Annotated in this window: 17 protein-coding genes and 1 pseudogene; 9 read left to right on the top strand and 9 right to left on the bottom strand. The window is 72.6% G+C overall.

Features of this window, described 5'->3' with window-relative positions; genetic code table 11:
* Nucleotides 1-5: 5 nt before the first annotated feature.
* The 3 genes from ACFYPG_RS11835 to ACFYPG_RS11825 form a co-directional block, all read right to left on the bottom strand.
* Nucleotides 6-1,112 carry a hypothetical protein gene (locus ACFYPG_RS11835; protein WP_355004495.1) on the bottom strand — a complete coding sequence of 369 codons (1,107 nt, stop codon included), beginning with the start codon at nucleotides 1,110-1,112 and terminating at the stop codon, nucleotides 6-8.
* Nucleotides 1,113-1,193: 81 nt separating this feature from the next.
* On the bottom strand, nucleotides 1,194-1,460 hold the full coding sequence (locus tag ACFYPG_RS11830) for a DUF6457 domain-containing protein (protein ID WP_355004496.1): 267 nt from the start codon (nucleotides 1,458-1,460) through the stop codon (nucleotides 1,194-1,196).
* Complete coding sequence (locus ACFYPG_RS11825) at nucleotides 1,457-2,131, bottom strand: molybdenum cofactor guanylyltransferase (protein WP_387351701.1); 675 nt, start codon at nucleotides 2,129-2,131, stop codon at nucleotides 1,457-1,459. Before ACFYPG_RS11825 ends, ACFYPG_RS11830 begins: the two co-directional genes overlap by 4 nt.
* A gap of 411 nt (nucleotides 2,132-2,542) precedes the next feature.
* Between ACFYPG_RS11825 and fdhD the strand changes: the two genes are divergently transcribed.
* Nucleotides 2,543-3,409 (top strand): formate dehydrogenase accessory sulfurtransferase FdhD, encoded by an 867-nt coding sequence (fdhD, locus tag ACFYPG_RS11820; RefSeq protein ID WP_387351699.1) that lies wholly within the window; start codon nucleotides 2,543-2,545, stop codon nucleotides 3,407-3,409.
* 13 nt (nucleotides 3,410-3,422) lie between these two features.
* On the opposite strand, the gene ACFYPG_RS11815 is transcribed toward fdhD, so the two are convergent.
* The 4 genes from ACFYPG_RS11815 to ACFYPG_RS11800 all read right to left on the bottom strand — a co-directional run bounded on the left by ACFYPG_RS11815 (nucleotide 3,423) and on the right by ACFYPG_RS11800 (nucleotide 6,010).
* A complete protein-coding gene (locus ACFYPG_RS11815; protein WP_387351697.1) occupies nucleotides 3,423-4,139 on the bottom strand; it encodes a GAP family protein in 717 nt (238 codons plus the stop codon).
* 119 nt (nucleotides 4,140-4,258) lie between these two features.
* Nucleotides 4,259-4,657, bottom strand: coding sequence for a hypothetical protein (locus ACFYPG_RS11810; RefSeq protein WP_355004500.1), 399 nt, complete (start codon nucleotides 4,655-4,657; stop codon nucleotides 4,259-4,261).
* Complete coding sequence (locus ACFYPG_RS11805; RefSeq protein ID WP_355004501.1) at nucleotides 4,654-4,905, bottom strand: hypothetical protein; 252 nt, start codon at nucleotides 4,903-4,905, stop codon at nucleotides 4,654-4,656. Before ACFYPG_RS11805 ends, ACFYPG_RS11810 begins: the two co-directional genes overlap by 4 nt.
* 61 nt (nucleotides 4,906-4,966) lie before the next feature.
* A complete protein-coding gene (locus ACFYPG_RS11800; protein ID WP_355004502.1) occupies nucleotides 4,967-6,010 on the bottom strand; it encodes a DUF4192 domain-containing protein in 1,044 nt (347 codons plus the stop codon).
* Nucleotides 6,011-6,183: 173 nt separating this feature from the next.
* Between ACFYPG_RS11800 and ACFYPG_RS11795 the strand changes: the two genes are divergently transcribed.
* The 5 genes from ACFYPG_RS11795 to ACFYPG_RS11775 all read left to right on the top strand — a co-directional run bounded on the left by ACFYPG_RS11795 (nucleotide 6,184) and on the right by ACFYPG_RS11775 (nucleotide 12,865).
* Nucleotides 6,184-7,098, top strand: coding sequence for a fructosamine kinase family protein (locus tag ACFYPG_RS11795; protein WP_355004503.1), 915 nt, complete (start codon nucleotides 6,184-6,186; stop codon nucleotides 7,096-7,098).
* Nucleotides 7,095-8,108 carry a GTP 3',8-cyclase MoaA gene (moaA, locus tag ACFYPG_RS11790; RefSeq protein WP_355004504.1) on the top strand — a complete coding sequence of 338 codons (1,014 nt, stop codon included), beginning with the start codon at nucleotides 7,095-7,097 and terminating at the stop codon, nucleotides 8,106-8,108. Before ACFYPG_RS11795 ends, moaA begins: the two co-directional genes overlap by 4 nt.
* Before the next feature lie 2 nt (nucleotides 8,109-8,110).
* A complete protein-coding gene (locus tag ACFYPG_RS11785; protein ID WP_387351694.1) occupies nucleotides 8,111-8,365 on the top strand; it encodes a MoaD/ThiS family protein in 255 nt (84 codons plus the stop codon).
* Nucleotides 8,366-8,379: 14 nt separating this feature from the next.
* On the top strand, nucleotides 8,380-9,624 hold the full coding sequence (locus ACFYPG_RS11780; RefSeq protein WP_355004506.1) for a metallophosphoesterase: 1,245 nt from the start codon (nucleotides 8,380-8,382) through the stop codon (nucleotides 9,622-9,624).
* A gap of 61 nt (nucleotides 9,625-9,685) precedes the next feature.
* Entirely contained in the window at nucleotides 9,686-12,865 is a 3,180-nt protein-coding gene (locus ACFYPG_RS11775) for a UvrD-helicase domain-containing protein (RefSeq protein WP_387351692.1), read from the top strand.
* A gap of 156 nt (nucleotides 12,866-13,021) precedes the next feature.
* On the opposite strand, the gene ACFYPG_RS11770 is transcribed toward ACFYPG_RS11775, so the two are convergent.
* Together ACFYPG_RS11770 and ACFYPG_RS11765 are read right to left on the bottom strand one after the other, a co-directional pair.
* Nucleotides 13,022-13,675, bottom strand: a complete 654-nt coding sequence (locus ACFYPG_RS11770; RefSeq protein WP_387351690.1) for a prepilin peptidase — start codon at nucleotides 13,673-13,675, stop codon at nucleotides 13,022-13,024.
* 10 nt (nucleotides 13,676-13,685) lie between these two features.
* Nucleotides 13,686-14,714, bottom strand: coding sequence for an EamA family transporter (locus tag ACFYPG_RS11765; RefSeq protein ID WP_355004509.1), 1,029 nt, complete (start codon nucleotides 14,712-14,714; stop codon nucleotides 13,686-13,688).
* Nucleotides 14,715-15,299: 585 nt separating this feature from the next.
* Between ACFYPG_RS11765 and ACFYPG_RS11760 the strand changes: the two are divergent.
* The 3 genes and pseudogenes from ACFYPG_RS11760 to ACFYPG_RS11750 all read left to right on the top strand — a co-directional run.
* Nucleotides 15,300-15,590: pseudogene (locus ACFYPG_RS11760) on the top strand (hypothetical protein); the annotation flags it as partial.
* A gap of 539 nt (nucleotides 15,591-16,129) precedes the next feature.
* Complete coding sequence (locus ACFYPG_RS11755) at nucleotides 16,130-16,534, top strand: hypothetical protein (RefSeq protein ID WP_387351869.1); 405 nt, start codon at nucleotides 16,130-16,132, stop codon at nucleotides 16,532-16,534.
* A gap of 136 nt (nucleotides 16,535-16,670) precedes the next feature.
* Entirely contained in the window at nucleotides 16,671-17,912 is a 1,242-nt protein-coding gene (locus tag ACFYPG_RS11750) for an ATP-binding protein (RefSeq protein ID WP_355583794.1), read from the top strand.
* Nucleotides 17,913-17,919: the final 7 nt, after the last annotated feature.

The following is a 17,919-nucleotide window of genomic DNA, read 5'->3' as shown; positions in this document are numbered from 1 at the left end:
CGAGCTCAGAGGTACATGCCGGTGCGGTGCTCCGACTCGTCGCGTCGGACCGGCTTGTCACCTTCACCGAAGAACCGCTTGCCGCCGAACTCGCCGTGCAGACGGTCGTCCAACTCGTCGGCGAGACCGGTCATCACCTGCACGGCCAGCATCAGATGGGTCGCCTGGAAGTTGCGGCCGAAGACCGGGATGGACGCCCACACCGTGTCGTCGGCGCAGTAGAGGCGGCCGATCGGCATCCGGTTCGTCAGTTCGGAGAGCTTGACGTAGAGCCGCTCGGTCGGCTCCACCTCGGTGAGCACCGGGGAGAAGACGTCCACCAGGGGCGGGTTGTCCCGCACCCGCACGAAGACCATCGCCGAACCGGCGCGGATGGTGATGTCGCCGTCCGAGTCGATCTGCAACCGGTCGGTGTCCGACTTCAACATGGTGGAGACCACGGTTCGGACCCGATCGGCCAGGTCGAGCACGTCGTCCTGCTCGACCTGCGCGGCGGCCGCCTCGGCCAACGCCTCCTCCAGGTCCGCCTCGACGTCGGCGTCCGGACCGAACTCGCTGCGAGCGGTGCCCAGCGGTTCCACGGCCAACGGCTCGCCCTCGGCGTCGTGCACCAGATAGACGAGGAAGGCCGGGTGCGGAGCACCGTAGACGTCCCGCAGCGTGCGGGAGAGCAGGGTGGCGACCTGGGTCGACTCGGCCGTCGTGGCGTTCAGTCCGAAGGAACCGCCAGAGCCGGCGACCACCCCGGGCGGGGACCAACCGAGCGCGACCATGTCCGCCACCGCGCCCCGGTCCAGTCGGTAGCCCGCCGGCAGAGCGGCGTTGCCGACCGCGCGGGCGGACAACACCCGGTCCGCGTCCACGTCGACGCTGATCGAATAGACAGCGTCCCCGGTGCCGGAGGCGGTGGGGTCCAGGGTCAGGTCGAGGTTTGCGCCGACGGGAAGTTCCCGCAGCCGTACGGCGAGCGCACGGGCGAACTCCCGCCACGCCTCGGTCACCTTCGCCCGCAGGTCGGTGGTGCTGGGCTCGTCGAGCAGGATCGATTCCGCCGGCTCAGTCGAAGCGCCGGGCAGCTCACCGTGCGGCGCCGAGGGGTGGTCAGCCGTCATGATCGCCTCCGTCCGTCACGATCACCCTACCCACGCCGCCCGTGGGTCGGATCAGCCCGGACCGGGATCGGACAGCGGCGGTCAGGGGGCCGTCGGGTCCGTCGGGTCGGCGCCCAGCTCGACCGGCCACGCGCCCGCCAGCGCGCTGAGCCGGGCCGCGGCGTCCGCCGGGTCCGCGCCCCGGCCAACCGCCAACCCGAAGAGGTACGCGGTGACCGGCGCACCCGGACGCAGCACCTGGTGGGCGACGTCCCGGGCCAGATCCAGCACCGCCGGCACCGGCACCGCGGTCGGGTCCAGATCCAACTCGGCACACACCGCCGTGACCCAGTCGTCCATCACCGTCATCGCGCCCACTCCTCCGCCCGGCGTACGTCCTCGTCAGTGTCGCAGTCGAACCACGGCGGCGGGCCCTCGCCGGACCAGGCCACCTCCGACACGACGAGCCCCGCCAGCAACGCCCGGACCGGGGCTCCGGACAAGCTGCCGCCCCGCTCGACCGCCAACCGGTCCACCGCTGCCCGCAGCGCGGCCACCCGCCAGACGCCACAGAGCGACTGCCGCCGCCCGTCCCCATCCACGAAGCACGCCCCGTCGGGTTGCTCACCGCCGCCGAGGCCGTCGCGAGCCGGCGGTGCCGGATCGGTGCGGCCGCCCGCCGAACCGGTGTCGGGGGTCTCCCGATCGAGGTGGTGCAGCAGATCGCCGATCGCGGCCCGGGTGAGCAGCGGCAGGTCGGCGGCGAGCAGCGCGACCAAGGTGACGTCGGTGTCCAGCAGCGCCAGTCCGGCCGCAGCCGCGGCGACAGGGCCCCCGCCGGGCGGGTCCTCCCGGACGACCCGGACGCCCGCCGGCACGGCGTCGGCCGCACCGACAAGCACCCGCGGCGTCGCGTCGGCGACTGCGGCCAGCACCCGGTCGCGCATCGGCCGGCCGCCGACCGGAAGCGCGGGCTTGTCGAGCCCGCCCATCCGTCGGGCGGCCCCACCCGCGAGCACCACGGCGGCGTACGTCCCCACCCGGCCACCGTAGCCGGGACCGGTCCCACCCAGATGTCGGGCGGCTACGCGAACCCAGCGCGGCGAACGAGCACCATGATCCACTCGGATTCGCCGAAATCGCGGTGTCCCGGTGCCGGGGATACCCCGACTTCAAGGAACACGAGTGGATCATGCCCTGGGGCACCGCCGGCAGACCGGATCGGAGGGGCATCGGTCGGACGGCGCCGCCGGATGCCCGGTGACCCGTCGCCCGGCCAGCCCCTCGCCCCAGTGATCATGGAGTTATCGCTCGACACGCCGACGACACGCACGGGCAACTCCATGATCAACGCGTCGGGGGCGTCGGGGGCGTCGGGGGGCACGCGTCCGGGGGCGGGCGTTGGGGTGGGGTGGGGGTATGGGGTGGGGCGGGGGGTGGAGGATGGCGGGATGGGACGGGCAACTGATCGACGGGGCGTACTCCGGATCGACCTGGACGCGGCGAGCGCCGGACGCGGGGCGATCCGCCGACCGGACACGCTCGCCGTGGAGGAGCCGCTGGAGCTCCGGGTCGGCGCGGCAGGCCCCGGCCGACGCCGGCCGCTCGCCGTCACCATGCGTACTCCCGGCGACGATCTGGACCTGGCCATCGGGTTCCTGCTGACGGAGGGGCTGATCCGGTCGACCGACGACGTGTTGACCGCGCAACTCTGTGCCGGCGCGGAGACGCCGAACACGTACAACGTGGTGGACGTGGTGCTCGCGCCCGGCGTACCGGAACCGGCCACCGACCCGTCCCGGAACTTCTACACGACCAGCTCCTGCGGTGTCTGCGGCAAGGCCAGCATCGACGCGGTACGCACCCGGTCGCTCTTCCCGGTCGCGGCGGACCCGCTCAGCGTCCCGGCCACGTTGCTCGCCGAGCTGCCCGACCGGTTGCGCGCCGCCCAGCGCGGTTTCGATCGGACCGGCGGGCTGCACGCGGCGGGGTTGTTCACCCCCGACGGTGAGCTGGTGGTGCTCCGGGAGGACGTGGGCCGGCACAACGCCGTGGACAAGGTGATCGGCTGGGCCGTGCGGGAACGCCGGCTGCCGCTCGCCGGGCACCTGCTGCTGGTCTCCGGGCGGGCCAGCTTCGAGCTGACCCAGAAGGCGTGGATGGCGGGGTTGCCGCTGCTGGCAGCGGTGTCCGCCCCGAGCACCCTCGCCGCGGAACTGGCCGACGAGGCGGGAATGACACTTGTCGGCTTCCTGCGCGGGCGGACCATGAACGTCTACGCCGGGCCGCACCGGATCACCGTGGAGCAGCCAGCCTGACCCGAGCGGCCCGTCAGCGACCGATCCGGTCGATCAGGTCGAACAGGGCCAGCCGTGCGGCGGCGTCACGGGCGATCAGGAAACCGGCGATGCCGAGGATCCAGCCCAAGGCGCTGCCCGCCTTCGTGACGATCCAGGTGTTCAGGCGGGCCAGCACCGGCTCGACCAGTCGCGGGCTGGCCACTCTGGCACCCAGCAGCAGCACCGCCGGCAGCACCATGACCAGGCAGTATCCGGCGAGCAGCACCACCACGCTCGCCGCTCCCACCTCCGAGGTGGCCAACAGACCCACCGCACCTAGGTACGGAAGCATGGTCGCCACCTCGGCTAGCGCCGCGAGCAGCGCGAGCCCGACCAACCAGCGGGCCGAGGAATCTCCGGCGGTGGCCCGGTCCCGCCAGCGCAGGACGCCACCGGTACGGGGACGCCGCTTGCCGTCGTAGCGGAAGCTGAGCGCCAGCATTCCCACGCCCAGCACGAGTTGTGCCCAGAGGACGCCCCGGTTGTCCAGGGCGCCGCCCAGCGCGTCGCCCAGGCTGCTGCCTCCCCAGACCAGAAGCAGCCCAACCGCGAGGTAGAACACCGCGATGGTGGCGAGGTAGCCCAGGATCCGCCGGACGTTGACCGGCCCGGGGGCGAGCAGCAACCAGACCGGGATGAAGAGGGTGCCGATGCTGGTGCTGTCGATCAACGCCAGCCCGGCCAGCGACAGCAGCAACTCGGGGGTCATGTCGTACCAACGCGGAGAACGGCCACGAGATCATTCTCCGGCGGCGGCGAGCCTGCCGCGTCGGCCGTGAACAGGAGCAACGCGTACATCCTTCGACGGAGGCGTCGCCGGAAGACCCGTCACGCCAGGTCGAGAATGCTCCAGTTGGTCGGGAGCACCTTCGCCGCCACCTTGGGTCGCACTGTCGCGTAGTGCGCCTCGTGGGTGAGTGCCGCGCGGGCGGCATGGCCGAACGAGATGTCGCCGTCCACGGCGCGGGCCAGCCTGCCGGTGTCCTGCACGTCCTCGACGTCGAGCGGCAGCAGACGGATCATCGGGGCAGTCATCATCAGGGCCAGTAGCGCGGCATCGATCTCGTCGGCCACGCTCGCGAAGGCGACAGCGAGGCACGTCGCTGGGACGGCGACCTGCCGACCCTCGTCGGCGACCTCCAGCATCAACTCCCCCACCGAGACGTTGCCCTCGATGTAGGCAGTCAGCGCCGACGCGTCGAACACGGCAGCGATCTGATCGCTCATCCGGGGCGGCCCAACATCCGGCGTCCCTCAGCCAGGGCGTCCGCCGGGATGGGTGTCGCCAGCCGCTTGCGCCATCGCGCCCGGCCAGCCTCGGTCACCTCGATGCCGGCTCGCCGCAGCACCTCGTCGAGGTGCGTCCCGTTCATCTGGGCCCGCACCGCCGCGGTGATGGCGGCCGAGACGTTGGGCTGCTGGTCGAGCCAGTCCGCGACGTCGTCGGGAAGGCTCACGGAGCGCTTCACTGTCACGTCCGCCAGCCTATCAATTCTGGTAGCACCTGCGGTATTACCGCGCGGGTGGTCGCGTCCTTCAGCGGCGACCACGACGGCTCCGCTTGCGGGTGCGAATGACGCCGGGCATCCCGACCGACGGCCAGCCGTCCAGCTCGGCCGGGGGAACGCCCCGTCGGAGCAGGTCGTCCAGCAGCAGCGCGAGCGAGTAGTCGGGGTGCAGGCTCAGCGTGCGTTCGAGCGCGACCGCCGCCAACGCGCCCTGCCCAGCACGCCAGGCGGCGAACGCCAGCAGCGCACCCGGCGCGGCGGCCACCTCCGGCTCGGCGCGGCGCAGCACGTCGGTCCAGAGGGCGATGTCCCGGTCCCGGCCGTCGGTGCGTTCCCACGCGTGATCGCGGACCGGCAGGTGTGTCATCAACAGGCTCAGCCAAGCCACCTCGTCGTCGTCGAGCCGTTCACCACGCCGCTGCCGACGCTGGGCCTCGCGGACCGCCGCCACCCCGGCGGCGCGCAGCGCCCGCGCCCCGAGCAGATCACTCTCGGGTGCCTGCTCGACCAGCTCGGCCAATCTCAGCTCGGCGCGGGCGGTGGCCGCGCGGGCCGCCTCCCGGGCCGGCCCGTCCACCGGTGCCACCTGCGCCACCAGGGCGGCCCGGTCGGGGAGCGCGACCTGACCGGCGAAGACCGCCGAGGCGGTCACCGGGTTGGCGGTCGGGTCGTAGCGGCGGCCCTCGGGCGGGCAGCACTCGGGCTCGGTGCAGAGATAGGACCACCAGCGGCCGTCGGTCACCCGCAGCGCGTCGAGCACGTGCAGCCCGAAGTCGTTCAACGCGTCGCGCAACGCGTCCACTGCCGGGGTGACCTGCTCGGGTTGCCCGTAACCCACGACCGTGGCGGCCTCCGCGCCCTGCCGGCGGAGCACACCAGCCAGGTGCCCGGCCAATCCGCCCAGCTCGGTCGGGTCGGGCAGGTCCGCGCGGGCGGCGAAGACGATCTGTCGGCCGACCAGCGCCACGGCGACGACGCTGTCGGTGGGGTGGAAGCCGAGCAGGTACGGCACAGCGGCGATCAGGTCGGCGGGTGAGCGGACGGCGAGCTGAGGGCGTTCGGTCGAGGTCATGTCGGAAGCCTGCGGCGGGCGTGCCGAGCCCTGCCACCCCTGTGGACGACACGCGGCTTATCCACAGTTACTGAACGTGTTTTCCCTGCTCACGTGCCACCTACGGGTGCGGAAAGAGCGCCGATGTCGTCGGGCGACACCTGGCTGTCGTAAGGAGCGGTTACCGTGCGCTGATGGACCTGGCGTACCTGCGCGCGCATCCGGCACACCTCCCGACCTTCCGGACCCATCAGCGGCTCCGGGAGACGCCGGTCGCCGGTGGAAACATCTGCGCAGCCGCCCGGCTCACCCTCGACGACGGCCACTCCGTCTTCGCCAAGTCCTGGCCGGAGGGCGCCGACCGACCGGCGCCGGAGGGCTTCTTCGCCGCCGAGGCCGCCGGCCTGCGCTGGCTGCGGGAGGCGGGCACTGTCGGCGTACCCGAGGTGATCGTGGTGTTGCCGGAGCTGCTGGCGCTCGACTGGGTGGAGCCCGGCGAACCGACGCCGGAGGCAGCCGAGCGCTTCGGCCGGGAGCTGGCCGGCCTGCACCGGGCGGGCGCAACCGCCTTCGGTGCCGCCTGGCCCGGCTTCATAGGCTCGCTCCCCCAGGACAACACCCTCACCGGCGGGCGCTGGTCGACCTGGTTCGCCGAGCGACGCCTCGCCCCCTACCTGCGACGCTCGGTCGACGCTGGCGCGCTGACCAGCGCCGATGCCGCTCTGGTCGAGCAGGTGATCGGTCGCCTCGACGGGCTCGGCGGCGACGAGCCGCCCGCGCGCATCCACGGCGACCTGTGGCCGGGCAACGTGCTGTGGGGGATCGACGACCGGGCCTGGCTCGTCGACCCGGCGGCGCACGGTGGGCACCGGGAGACGGATCTCGCCCAGCTCGCCCTCTTCGGCGGCATTCCCCACCTGGATCGGGTGCTGGCCGCCTACCAGGAGAGTTGGCCACTACCGGACGGTTGGCGTGACCGCGTGCCAGTGCATCAGCTGCATCTGCTGCTCGTGCACACAGCACTCTTCGGCGTCAGCTTCCGAGATGTGGTCGTCCAGACCGCCCGTGGCGTCCTGAGCCGGGCCGAGCGCGCTACGGTCGACAGGTGAGCGTCGCCCCGGGGATCGACGGCGTCCTCGTCGACCGGTACGACCGTGTCGCCCGGGACCTGCGCGTGTCCCTCACCGACAAGTGCAACCTGCGCTGCACCTACTGCATGCCGGCGGAAGGGCTCCCCTGGCTGGCCGGCCCCGAGTTGTTGACCGACGAGGAGATCGTCCGGCTGGTCCGGGTGGCTGTCGAACTGCTCGGCGTGACCGAGGTGCGGTTCACCGGCGGTGAACCGCTGATCCGAGCCGGGCTGGTCGACATCGTGACGGCGGTCGCCGCCCTCGAACCCCGCCCCCGGGTCTCGCTGACCACCAACGGCATCGGCCTGGACCGACTGGCCCCGGCGTTGCGGGCGGCCGGCCTGGACCGGGTGAACGTCTCACTGGACACCCTGGACCCGGACCGGTTCACCAAGCTCACCCGGCGCCCCCGCCTCGACGCGGTGCTGGCCGGGCTCGCCGGTGCGGCGACCGTCGGGCTCAGCCCCGTGAAGATCAATTCAGTGCTGATGCGTGGTGTCAACGAGGACGAGGCGCCGGCGCTGCTCCGCTTCGCCCTCGAGCACGACTACCAGCTGCGGATCATCGAGCAGATGCCGTTGGACGCCCAGCACGGTTGGGCCCGCGACACCATGGTCACGGCCGAGGAGATCCTGGCGTCACTGCGTACCGTCTTCGATCTGAGCCCCGACCCGACCGAGCGCGGCGCGGCACCGGCGGAGACCTGGCTGGTCGACGGAGGCCCCGCCCGGGTCGGCGTGATCGCCAGCGTCACCCGCCCCTTCTGCGGGGACTGCGACCGCACCCGGTTGACAGCCGACGGCCAGGTCCGCGCCTGCCTCTTCGCCACCGAAGAGTCGGATCTGCGCGCCGCGCTGCGCACCGGTGCCGACGACGACGAGTTGGCCCGGCGCTGGCGTACCGCGATGTGGGGCAAGCGTGCCGGGCACGGCATCGACGATCCCACCTTCCTCCAGCCCACCCGCCCGATGTCAGCGATCGGAGGCTGAGCGTGGAGTCGACGACGCTGACCGTCCGCTACTTCGCGGGCGCCCGCGCCGCCGCCGGCCGCGCCGAGGAGACCATCCCCTCCGGGCGGTCACTGGACGACCTCACGGCGGAGCTGACCCAGCGCCACGGCGACCGGCTCGCCGGCGTGCTGCGGGTGGCGAGTTTCCTCGTGAACGGCGTCAGCTGTCATGATCGTCAGACCCCCCTACCGGCCGGGGCCACGATCGATGTCCTGCCCCCGTTCGCGGGCGGCTGAGGGAGGCTTCACACATGATGGCGGTTCTGGGGTTCGTGGCTGTCCTGGCGCTGGTCACCGGCCTCATCCACCTCTACCTGTGGAAGCGGCTCGTTCGGGACGCCACCGCGCCGGGCCGCTGGCGACGGGTCGGCGGGATCGCCGCAGTGGTGCTGGCACTGCTCGTGCCGGTCACGATGGCCGGCACGCAGGCCGGGCTCTACTGGCTCGCCTGGCCCGGCTACCTGTGGCTCGCGCTGATGTTCTACCTGCTGATCGTCCTGGTCGTGCTGGAAGTCCCGATGCTCGTCGCCCGGCTGGTGCTGCGCCGTCGGGTGGTCGCCGCGGAGCCCACCACCGCCGCGCCCGAGCCGGTGCTCGTCGGGGCCGCCGGGCCGACCGACCCGCCGGCCGCCGACGCCGTCGCCGCACCAGACCACGACCCGTCCCGTCGGTTGGTGCTCGCCCGTGGGGCCGCCATCTTCGCCGGTCTCACCGCCACAGGCATCGTGGGGTACGGCGTTCGCACGGCACTCGGTCCACCCCAGCTCGACCGGGTACGCATCCCGCTCGCCAAACTCCCCCGCAGCATGGACGGCCTGCGCATCGCCACCGTCTCCGACATCCACCTCGGTCCGCTGCGCGGCCGGGCGCACACCGAGCGGATCGTCGCCGCGATCAACCGGCTCGACGCGGACCTGGTCGCGGTTGTCGGCGACCTGGTCGACGGGTCCGTCGCCGAACTCGGCGCGGCCGCCGAGCCCCTGCGTGACCTGCGCTCCCGGTACGGCAACTTCTTCGTCACCGGCAACCACGAGTACTACTCCGGGGTGGAGGAGTGGGTCCAGGAGGTCGACCGGCTCGGCCTACGAGTCCTCCAGAACCAGCGGCAGGAGATCCAGGCTCGGGGTGGTGTGCTCGACCTGGCCGGCGTGAACGACCTCACCGGGGCCGGCACCGGCCTCGCCGCCGGCCCGGACTTCGCCGCCGCCCTCGGCGACCGCGACCCGAGCCGTCCCGTGGTCCTGCTCGCGCACCAGCCGCTGGCGGCGAAGGAGGCCGCCCGGTACGGCGTCGACCTGCAACTGTCCGGGCACACCCACGGTGGGCAGATGGTGCCGTTCAACCTGGCCGTCAGGCTCGAACAGCCGGTGGTCAGCGGCCTCGGCGAAGTCGACGGCACGAAGGTCTACGTGACCAACGGCGCCGGTTTCTGGGGGCCACCGGTCCGGGTCGGGGCGGAGCCGCAGATCAGTCTGGTCGAGCTGCGCTCGGCATAGCGGAGGTCACGTCCGCGCGTGGCGGCGGGTGGCCGGCGCGGCGGGCGTGACAGGATGCGGCGTGCCCCCGTTCAGCGCCGTACCCCCCGGTGGCCTACCGCCATTCGTCGCGGACCTGCACATCCACTCGAAGTACTCGCGCGCGTGCAGCCGTGACCTCACAGTGCCGAACCTCGCGTGGTGGGCCCGGCGTAAGGGCATCGGCCTGCTCGGCACCGGCGACTTCACCCACCCCGCCTGGTACGACCACCTGCGGGAGACGCTGCGCCCGGCCGAACCGGGGCTCTACCGGCTCGACCCGGAGGCGGAACGGGACCTCGCCCGGCGGCTGCCACCCCGACTCGCGCCGAACGCGGAGGCGGACCCGGTCCGGTTCATGCTGAGCGTGGAAATCTCCACCATCTACAAGCGGGACGACCGGACCCGCAAGGTGCACCACCTGATCTACCTGCCGGATCTGGACGCGGTGGCCCGGTTCAACACCGCGCTGGGCCGGATCGGCAACCTCGGCTCCGACGGCCGGCCGATCCTCGGACTGGACTCCCGCGACCTGCTGGAGATCACCCTGGAGGCCAGCCCGGACGGCTACCTGGTGCCGGCACACATCTGGACTCCCTGGTTCTCCGCGCTGGGCTCGAAGTCCGGCTTCGACGCGATCGCGGACTGCTACGCCGACCTGGCCGGGCACATCTTCGCCGTGGAGACCGGGCTCTCCTCCGACCCCGCCATGAACTGGCGGGTCGGCAGCCTGGACGGCTACCAACTGGTGTCCAACTCGGACGCGCACTCGCCGCCGGCGCTCGGCCGGGAGGCGACGGTGCTGACCGCCGAACGGAACTACTTCGCCGTTCGGGAGGCGCTGCGTACCGGTGACGGCCTGGCCGGCACCATCGAGTTCTTCCCGGAGGAGGGCAAGTACCACGCGGACGGGCACCGGCTGTGCGGGGTCAACTGGACTCCGGAGCGCACCCGCGCGGCCGACGGGCGCTGCCCCGAGTGCGGCAAACCCCTCACCGTGGGTGTCCTCAGTCGGATCGAGGAGTTGGCGGACCGGCCGGACGGGTACCGGCCGGCGCACGCCCGGGACGTCACCCACCTGGTGCCGCTGGCCGAGATCCTCGGCGAGATCAACAAGGTGGGTGCCCGGTCGAAGAAGGTCGAGGGGCGGCTCAACGAGCTGCTGGCCACGCTCGGTCCCGAGCTGGAGATCCTGACCACGACGCCGCTGACCGAGATCGCGCAGGCCGGTGGTGAGCTCCTCGCGGAGGGCATCGGGCGGCTGCGGCGCGGCGACGTCCGCCGGGTGCCCGGCTACGACGGCGAGTACGGCGTGATCACGCTCTTCGACCCGACCGAGCTGGGCGCGCAGGAGACGCTGTTCGACGTACCGGTGCCGACGCAGCGACGACCCTCGGAGCCGGCTCCACGGGTCCCGGCCAAGCGCCCGACGGCGGCCAAGGCGGAGCCGAAGCGGAAGCCGGTCCCGGCGCCCGCGCCGCCGATCGCGTCGCCGCCGTCTCCGCACGAGCCGTTCGAGCCGATGCTCTCCGGCATGGAGGAGGTCGGCACCGGCCTGCTGGACCGACTGGACGCCATGCAGCGGGTGGCCGCCTCCGCACCCGGCGGTCCGCTGCTCATCGTGGCTGGTCCGGGCACCGGCAAGACCAGGACGCTCACCCACCGGATCGCGTACCTCTGCGCGGAGCTGAACGTCTTCCCCGAGCACTGCCTCGCGATCACCTTCACCCGCCGGGCAGCCGAGGAGCTGCGGCACCGCCTCGACGGTCTGCTCGGCCCGGTCGCCGAGGACGTCACGGTGGGTACCTTCCACGCGTTGGGGCTGACCATCCTGCGGGAGAACGTCGGCGCGGCGGGTCTCCCCGCCGACTTCCGGATCGCCGACGACGCCGAGCGGGCGGCGGCACGCACCGAGGCCGGCGACGACAGCGCCGCTTACGTGTCGCTGCTGCGCAAGCAGGACCTGGTCGACCTGGACGAGCTGGTGACCCTGCCGGTGGAGCTGCTGCGGGCCGACCGGAAGCTTGTCGAACGGTACCGGGACCGCTGGCGGTGGATCTTCGTCGACGAGTACCAGGACGTCGACGAGGTGCAGTACGAGCTGCTGCGGCTGCTCAGCCCCGCCGACGGCAACCTCTGCGCGATCGGCGACCCGGACCAGGCCATCTACTCGTTCCGGGGTGCCGACGTCGGCTACTTCCTGCGCTTCTCCGAGGACTTCACAGACGCCCGACTGGTCCGACTCAACCGCAACTACCGCTCGTCGGCCCCGATCCTGGCCGCCGCCGTGCAGGCCATCGCACCGTCCTCGCTGGTCCGGGGCCGGCGGCTCGACCCGGCCCGGCTCGACCCGGAAGCTCCGCTGGTCGGGCGGTACCCGGCGGCGTCGGTGAACGAGGAGGCCGACTTCGTCGTGCGTACCGTCGACGATCTGGTCGGCGGGTTGTCGCACCGCTCGCTGGACTCGGGCCGCATCGACGGCCGGTCCACCTCACTGTCGTTCTCCGACATCGCCGTGCTGTACCGCACCGACGCGCAGGCCGCCCCGATCGTGGACGCCCTGACCCGGGCCAACATCCCCGTGCAGAAGCGTTCCCACGACCGGCTGCGGGATCGGCCCGGGGTGGCGGCCATCGCCCGCGAACTACGACACGCCGACGGCCTGGCCGGCTCACTTGCCGCCCGGGTGCGGCTGGCCGGTCAGGTGGTCGCCGAGCGGTTCGCCGTGCCCACCCTGGACGGCGCCAGCAGTGCGGTCCGACCCGAGGACGTCCGCTCGGCCGTGGACCTGCTGACCCCGCTGGCCCGACGCTGCGGCGACGACCTGGAGGTCTTCCTGTCGCAGTTGGCCACCGGCGCCGAGGTGGACGCCCTCGACCCGCGCGCCGAGGCGGTCACGCTGCTCACCCTGCACGCCGCGAAGGGCCTGGAGTTCCCGGTTGTCTTCCTGGTCGGTGTCGAGGACGGGTTGTTGCCGTTGCGCTGGCCGGGCTCGACCCCCGACGAGGACGCCGTCGCCGAGGAGCGCCGGCTCTTCTTCGTCGGCCTGACCCGGGCCCAGGATCGGCTGTACGTCAGTCACGCCGCCCGCCGCACCCGGCACGGCACCGAGCGCGACTGTTCACCATCGCCGTTCCTCGGCACCATCGACCCCGGCCTCTTCGAACGCTTCGGCGAAGCCGAACCCCGCCGCCCCAAGGACCGCCAACTCCGCCTGATCTAAGCCCCGCGCCGCCACGCCGCCGAGCCGCCGCCGATCTTGCGCTTTCGGTTGCCGATGTGCGCGGGATGCACCTTGTGTCGGCGCAGAAACTGCAAGATCGACGAAGCCTGGGGCCGGGACCACGGCCACGGCCGGGGCGGGGCCGGGGCGGGGGTGTTAGGGGAGGAGGGCGGCTAGCCAGGCGCCCGCAAGCATTGCCGGGCCGACGGGTAGCAGGGTGGTCCGGCGCACCTTTCGGGTGACGAGCAGGGCGAGCACCAGACCGCCGTGCAGCACGTGCGGCAGGAGCAGCCCGGTCAGCAGGGCGTCCCACCCCAACCAGCCGAGCGGCAGGCCGAGGACGGCGGCGAGTTTCACGTCCCCGAAACCCAGCCGTGAGCCGGGCAGCAGGGCCAGCAGCACGTGGGCCGCGCCCGCGACGACCGCACCTGCCAGCGCGCCGAGCAGCCGGCCGGGAGTGCCGGACAGCAGCGCCGCTGCGGTCAGCCCTCCGAGGGCCAGCAGCCCGGCAACGAGGACCAGCGGGTCGGGCAGCCGCAGGCAGGCCAGGTCGACCCGCGCCAGCACCAGACCGACCGCCGCGACCGCGAGGAAGGCCGGCAGCGCCGCGTCGTCACCCATGGCGACGGCAAGGCCGGCGAAGACGCCGGCCGCCACCACCGGGTCGACCCAGGGCCGCCGGACCGGCTGCGGCAGTGGAAACGTCGGTGGCCGCGCGTCCGCGGTGGCGAAGCACCGCGACACCAGGGGTACGACGAGGCCGACCATCGCGCCGAGCAGCGCGATCGACACCAGCGCGGCGGCCGACATGGGCCGGACGTTACTGGCGGTCGCGCACCGGCGTGTCCCCCGATCGTGATGCCGGCTTGTCCCCCGATCGTGATCCCGTGCCCGCCCGACGCGGCCGTTCGGTGGTCACCACCACGGCGACCCCGGCGACGATGACGGCACCGCCGAGCAGCACCTGCGGGGTGATCGGCTCGGCCACCAGCAGCGCGCCGAGCGCCACCGCGACCGCCGGGTTCACGTAGGCGTACGTCGACACCAGCGAGATCGGCGCGTTGTGCAGCAGCCAGACGTACGCGGTGAAGGCCACCAGCGAGCCGGCGACCATGAGGTAGCCCAACGCCAACCAGGACCGGGTGCTCACCGCCGCCGGGTGGAAGTCGGCCAGTTCGCCCCGACCGGCGGCGAGGGCCACCAGCACCAGCGCGCCGGCCATCATCTCGTACACCGTGGCCACGAACGGGTCGGCGGGCATCCGGATCCGTCCGGACAGGAACGACCCGACCGACCAGGAGGTGGCCGCCGCCACCACTGTCAACGCCCCGACCAGGGGCACCGCTGCCGAACTACCGCTCGGCAGCACCAGCAGGACGAGGCCGGCGAAGCCCACTGTGACCCCGGCGAACGTCCAGATCGGCGGCCGGTCCCCGGTGGCCGAGCGCAACAGCACGACCAGCAGCGGCACCGTGGCCACCAGCAGCGCGGCGATCCCGGACGGCAGCGCCACTCCCGGCGGCCCTGATTCGGCGAGCACCACCAGGCCGTTGCCGGCGGTGAGCAGGAGCACCCCGACCAAGGCGGCCGAGCCGAGTTGCCGTCGGTCCACCCGCAGCGCGCCGGGGCCTCGACGCAGTCGCAGCACCACCGCCAGGACCAGGCCGGCCACGGCGAAGCGGAGCGCGGCCGACAGCAGCGGAGGCATCGTCTCCACTGTGATCCGGATGGCCAGATAGGTCGAACCCCAGAGCACGTAGACCACGATCAACGCGGTCCAGATCACTGTCGGTGTGCTGTTGGCACGACGGCCGGCGAGGGCCGTGGCGCTCGGTGGAGGTGAGCTCATCAGTGGACCACGCTACGGTGACCCCGGAGCCCGCGTCGCGCTTTGGTGGCCGGCCTCTCACCACTTGTGCAGGAGGGCGGCATGACGAACTACGGACAACCGGGGAGCGGGCACCCGGGGCCGTGGCGTGGGCAAAGACCCGACGAGACGCCCGGTCGACCGCCGCAGCAGCCCTACCCGCCCGCGGCGGAGCCCTACCCGCCGGCGGTCCCGTCGTACCCGCCCGCACCGCAGGGACGACCCGGGGAGTACGGCGGCCCACCCACCCCGCCCTACGGTGCGGCACCCGACGCGCCTTACGGCGGCGGGACAGCCACGCCCTACGGTCACGAGCCCCGCCCGCCCTACGGCGGCCCGTACCAGCCGACCCCGACGTACGGCGGGCAGCCGTACCGGCCCGACGACCCGTACGGCGAGGATCCGGCACCGAGCCGGCGCGGCCGGGGGCCACTGATCGCGGTACTGGCCGTCGTACTGCTGGTGGTGGCCGCCGCCGGGGCGTTCTGGTTGCGCAGTGGGCCGAGCGACCCGCCGCCGGCAGCCGCGCCGAGCAACTCGGCCGTTGCCGGTGAACCCAGCGCGGACGCGGTAGAGCCCGCGCCGAGCGCGGCCGCGCCGGAGTCGTCGGCCGATCCCCGGTTCGCGAAGGTCGGCCAGTGCGTCCGCAACGACGGCACCGCCGGTGGCAAGCCGAAGCTGCTGATCAGCGGCTGTACCGCGAAGTCGTACGAGGTGCTGAGCCGGATCGACGGCCCGACCAGCGGCGAGCGGGACGCCGAGGCCAAGTGCGGCAAGGTCGAGGGCTACACCAACTGGTATTTCTTCGACAGTGAGCTGGACACTCTCGACTTCGTCCTCTGCCTCAAGCAACGCTGAGACCACCCACCCCCGGGGATGACATGACGACCTACGGACCTGCGGGTTCCGACCAGCCGGACGATCCGTACCAGCGCCCGCCCAACGGGCCTGACGGCTCACCACCGGTCGATGAGACGGTGCCCCTGCGGAGCACGCCGCCGCCCGCGGATGACCCGACCCGGCAGCAGTGGGGTCCCCCGCCGGCTGGCGCGGAGCCACCGACGGCACCCATGTGGGCGCCGCCACCCACCGATCCGGAGCCGCCGACCGCGCCGATGTGGGCGCCGCCGCCCACCTCGGGCCCGGGTTACCCACCGCCCGGCCCGTACCCGCCAGCGGGTCCGACACCGCAGGCCGGGCCGTACCCACCCGCCGGCTCGACACCGCCGACCGGGCCGTACCCACCGATCGGGCCGTACCCACCGGCCGGCCCGATGCCCGGTCAGCCGGCCGGGCCGGCACCGGGGCAGCCACCCGCGCCCTGGGGTCAGCAGCCTCCCGGCGGCTACGGGATGCCGCCCGTCGCGCCCGCGAAGAAGACCGGCCGCAACGTCGCTCTGATCATCACCGTGGTGGTGCTGCTCGTGCTCTGTCCGTGCCTCGGCCTGGCCGGATGGGCGGTCTGGAAGGTGGCCGACGCTGGCAGTGACGCGCCGCGTACCCCGTCGACGAGTGCCCCGGGCGTTCCACCCGCGCTGCCCAGCGACGCTCCGAAGTCGCCCGCCCCGACTCCGGGCCCGGAGTTCGCCAGGGGTGACTGCGTGGTGAACGACGGCAGTGAGAGCGACGCGGAGCTCCGTAAGGTGCCCTGCGGCCCGAACACCTATCAGGTGCTGCTGCGGATTCCGGCGACCACCGACGGCGACCGGTGCGAGATGCTCGCGCCGCAGGCGACCGCGAACTATGTGCACGACAACTCGGTCGACCTGTTCGACTACGTGCTCTGTCTGAAGGAGCGCTAAAGCCTGTTGCCAAAACTAGGGCTGTCTAGCGTGGATGCTAGACAGCCCTAGTTTATGGTCGACGGTCTCGACACGCCGGTAGCCCCATCTATCCATGTCTAGCCTCGCAGCTAGACGGCCCGATAATCTGCGATGCGTGGATCCGGTCCGCAACCCGTACGCGCCGGGCGCCGGTCAGCGTCCGCCCGAACTTGCCGGGCGGGGGCGAGAGCTGGACGTCTTCGACATCGTGCTCGAGCGCATCGCCCGAGGCCGACCCGAGCGCAGCCTCATGCTCACCGGGCTGCGGGGCGTCGGCAAGACGGTCCTGCTCAACACGCTCCGGTCGCAGGCGATCAACCGACTCTGGGGCAGCGGCAAGATCGAGGCCCGACCGGACCAGTCGTTGCGCAGACCGGTCGCCGCCGCACTGCACATGGCCGTCCGGGAGCTGGCCCCCCGCCACCGCGCACCGGACCGCATCGACGCGTTCCTCGGCGTCCTCAAGGCGTTCGCCCAGCGGTCCAACCCGACCGGCCGGGCCGGTGCCGCCACCAAGCTGCGCGACCGGTGGCAGCCCGGCATCGACGTGCCGGCCGCCAGCGGTCGGGCCGACTCCGGCGACATCGAGATCGACCTGGTCGAACTGTTCAGTGACGCCGCCGCCGTAGCCAGCGACGTCGGCACCGGCATCGCCATCTTCATCGACGAGATGCAGGATCTCGGCCCGGAGGACGTGTCGGCGCTCTGCGCCGCCTGCCACGAGCTGTCCCAGCTCGGCGCGCCGCTGATCGTCGTCGGCGCCGGCCTTCCGCACCTGCCGGCGGTGCTCAGCGCCGCCAAGTCGTACTCCGAACGGTTGTTCCGTTATCAACGCATCGACCGGCTCGACCGGATCGCCGCCGACCGGGCGCTCTGCGCACCCGCCGAGCGCGAGGAGGTCGAGTACGAGCAGAAGGCGCTCGACCTGCTCTACGAGAAGTCCGGCGGCTATCCCTACTTCGTCCAGGCGTACGGCAAGGCCACCTGGGACCACGCGCCACGCTCGCCGATCACCGCCGCCGACGTGCGGGTGGCCGCTCCCGAGGCGGAGGCCGAGCTGGCGGTCGGGTTCTTCGGTTCCCGGTTCGAACGGGCCACTCCCGCCGAACGCGAGTACATGCGGGCGATGGCCATGATGTCCGCGGTCGAGGGCGAGCCCGGCGAGGTGGTCCGCGACGACATGGACGCCGCGGTGCCCACCGCGGAGATCGCCCGTGCCCTCGGCCGCAAGCCGGCCAGTCTGTCTCCGGCCCGGGATGCGCTGATCAAGAAGGGGCTGATCTACTCCGGTGAGCGGGGCACTGTCGCCTTCACCGTCCCGCACTTCGGCCGGTACCTGCGGACGCAGCCGGCCTGAGGCCCGG

The sequence above is a fragment of the Micromonospora sp. NPDC005553 genome, from assembly GCF_042871765.1.
Taxonomy (GTDB): Bacteria; Actinomycetota; Actinomycetes; order Mycobacteriales; family Micromonosporaceae; genus Micromonospora.
This window is presented reverse-complemented; position numbering and strand designations above follow the sequence as displayed.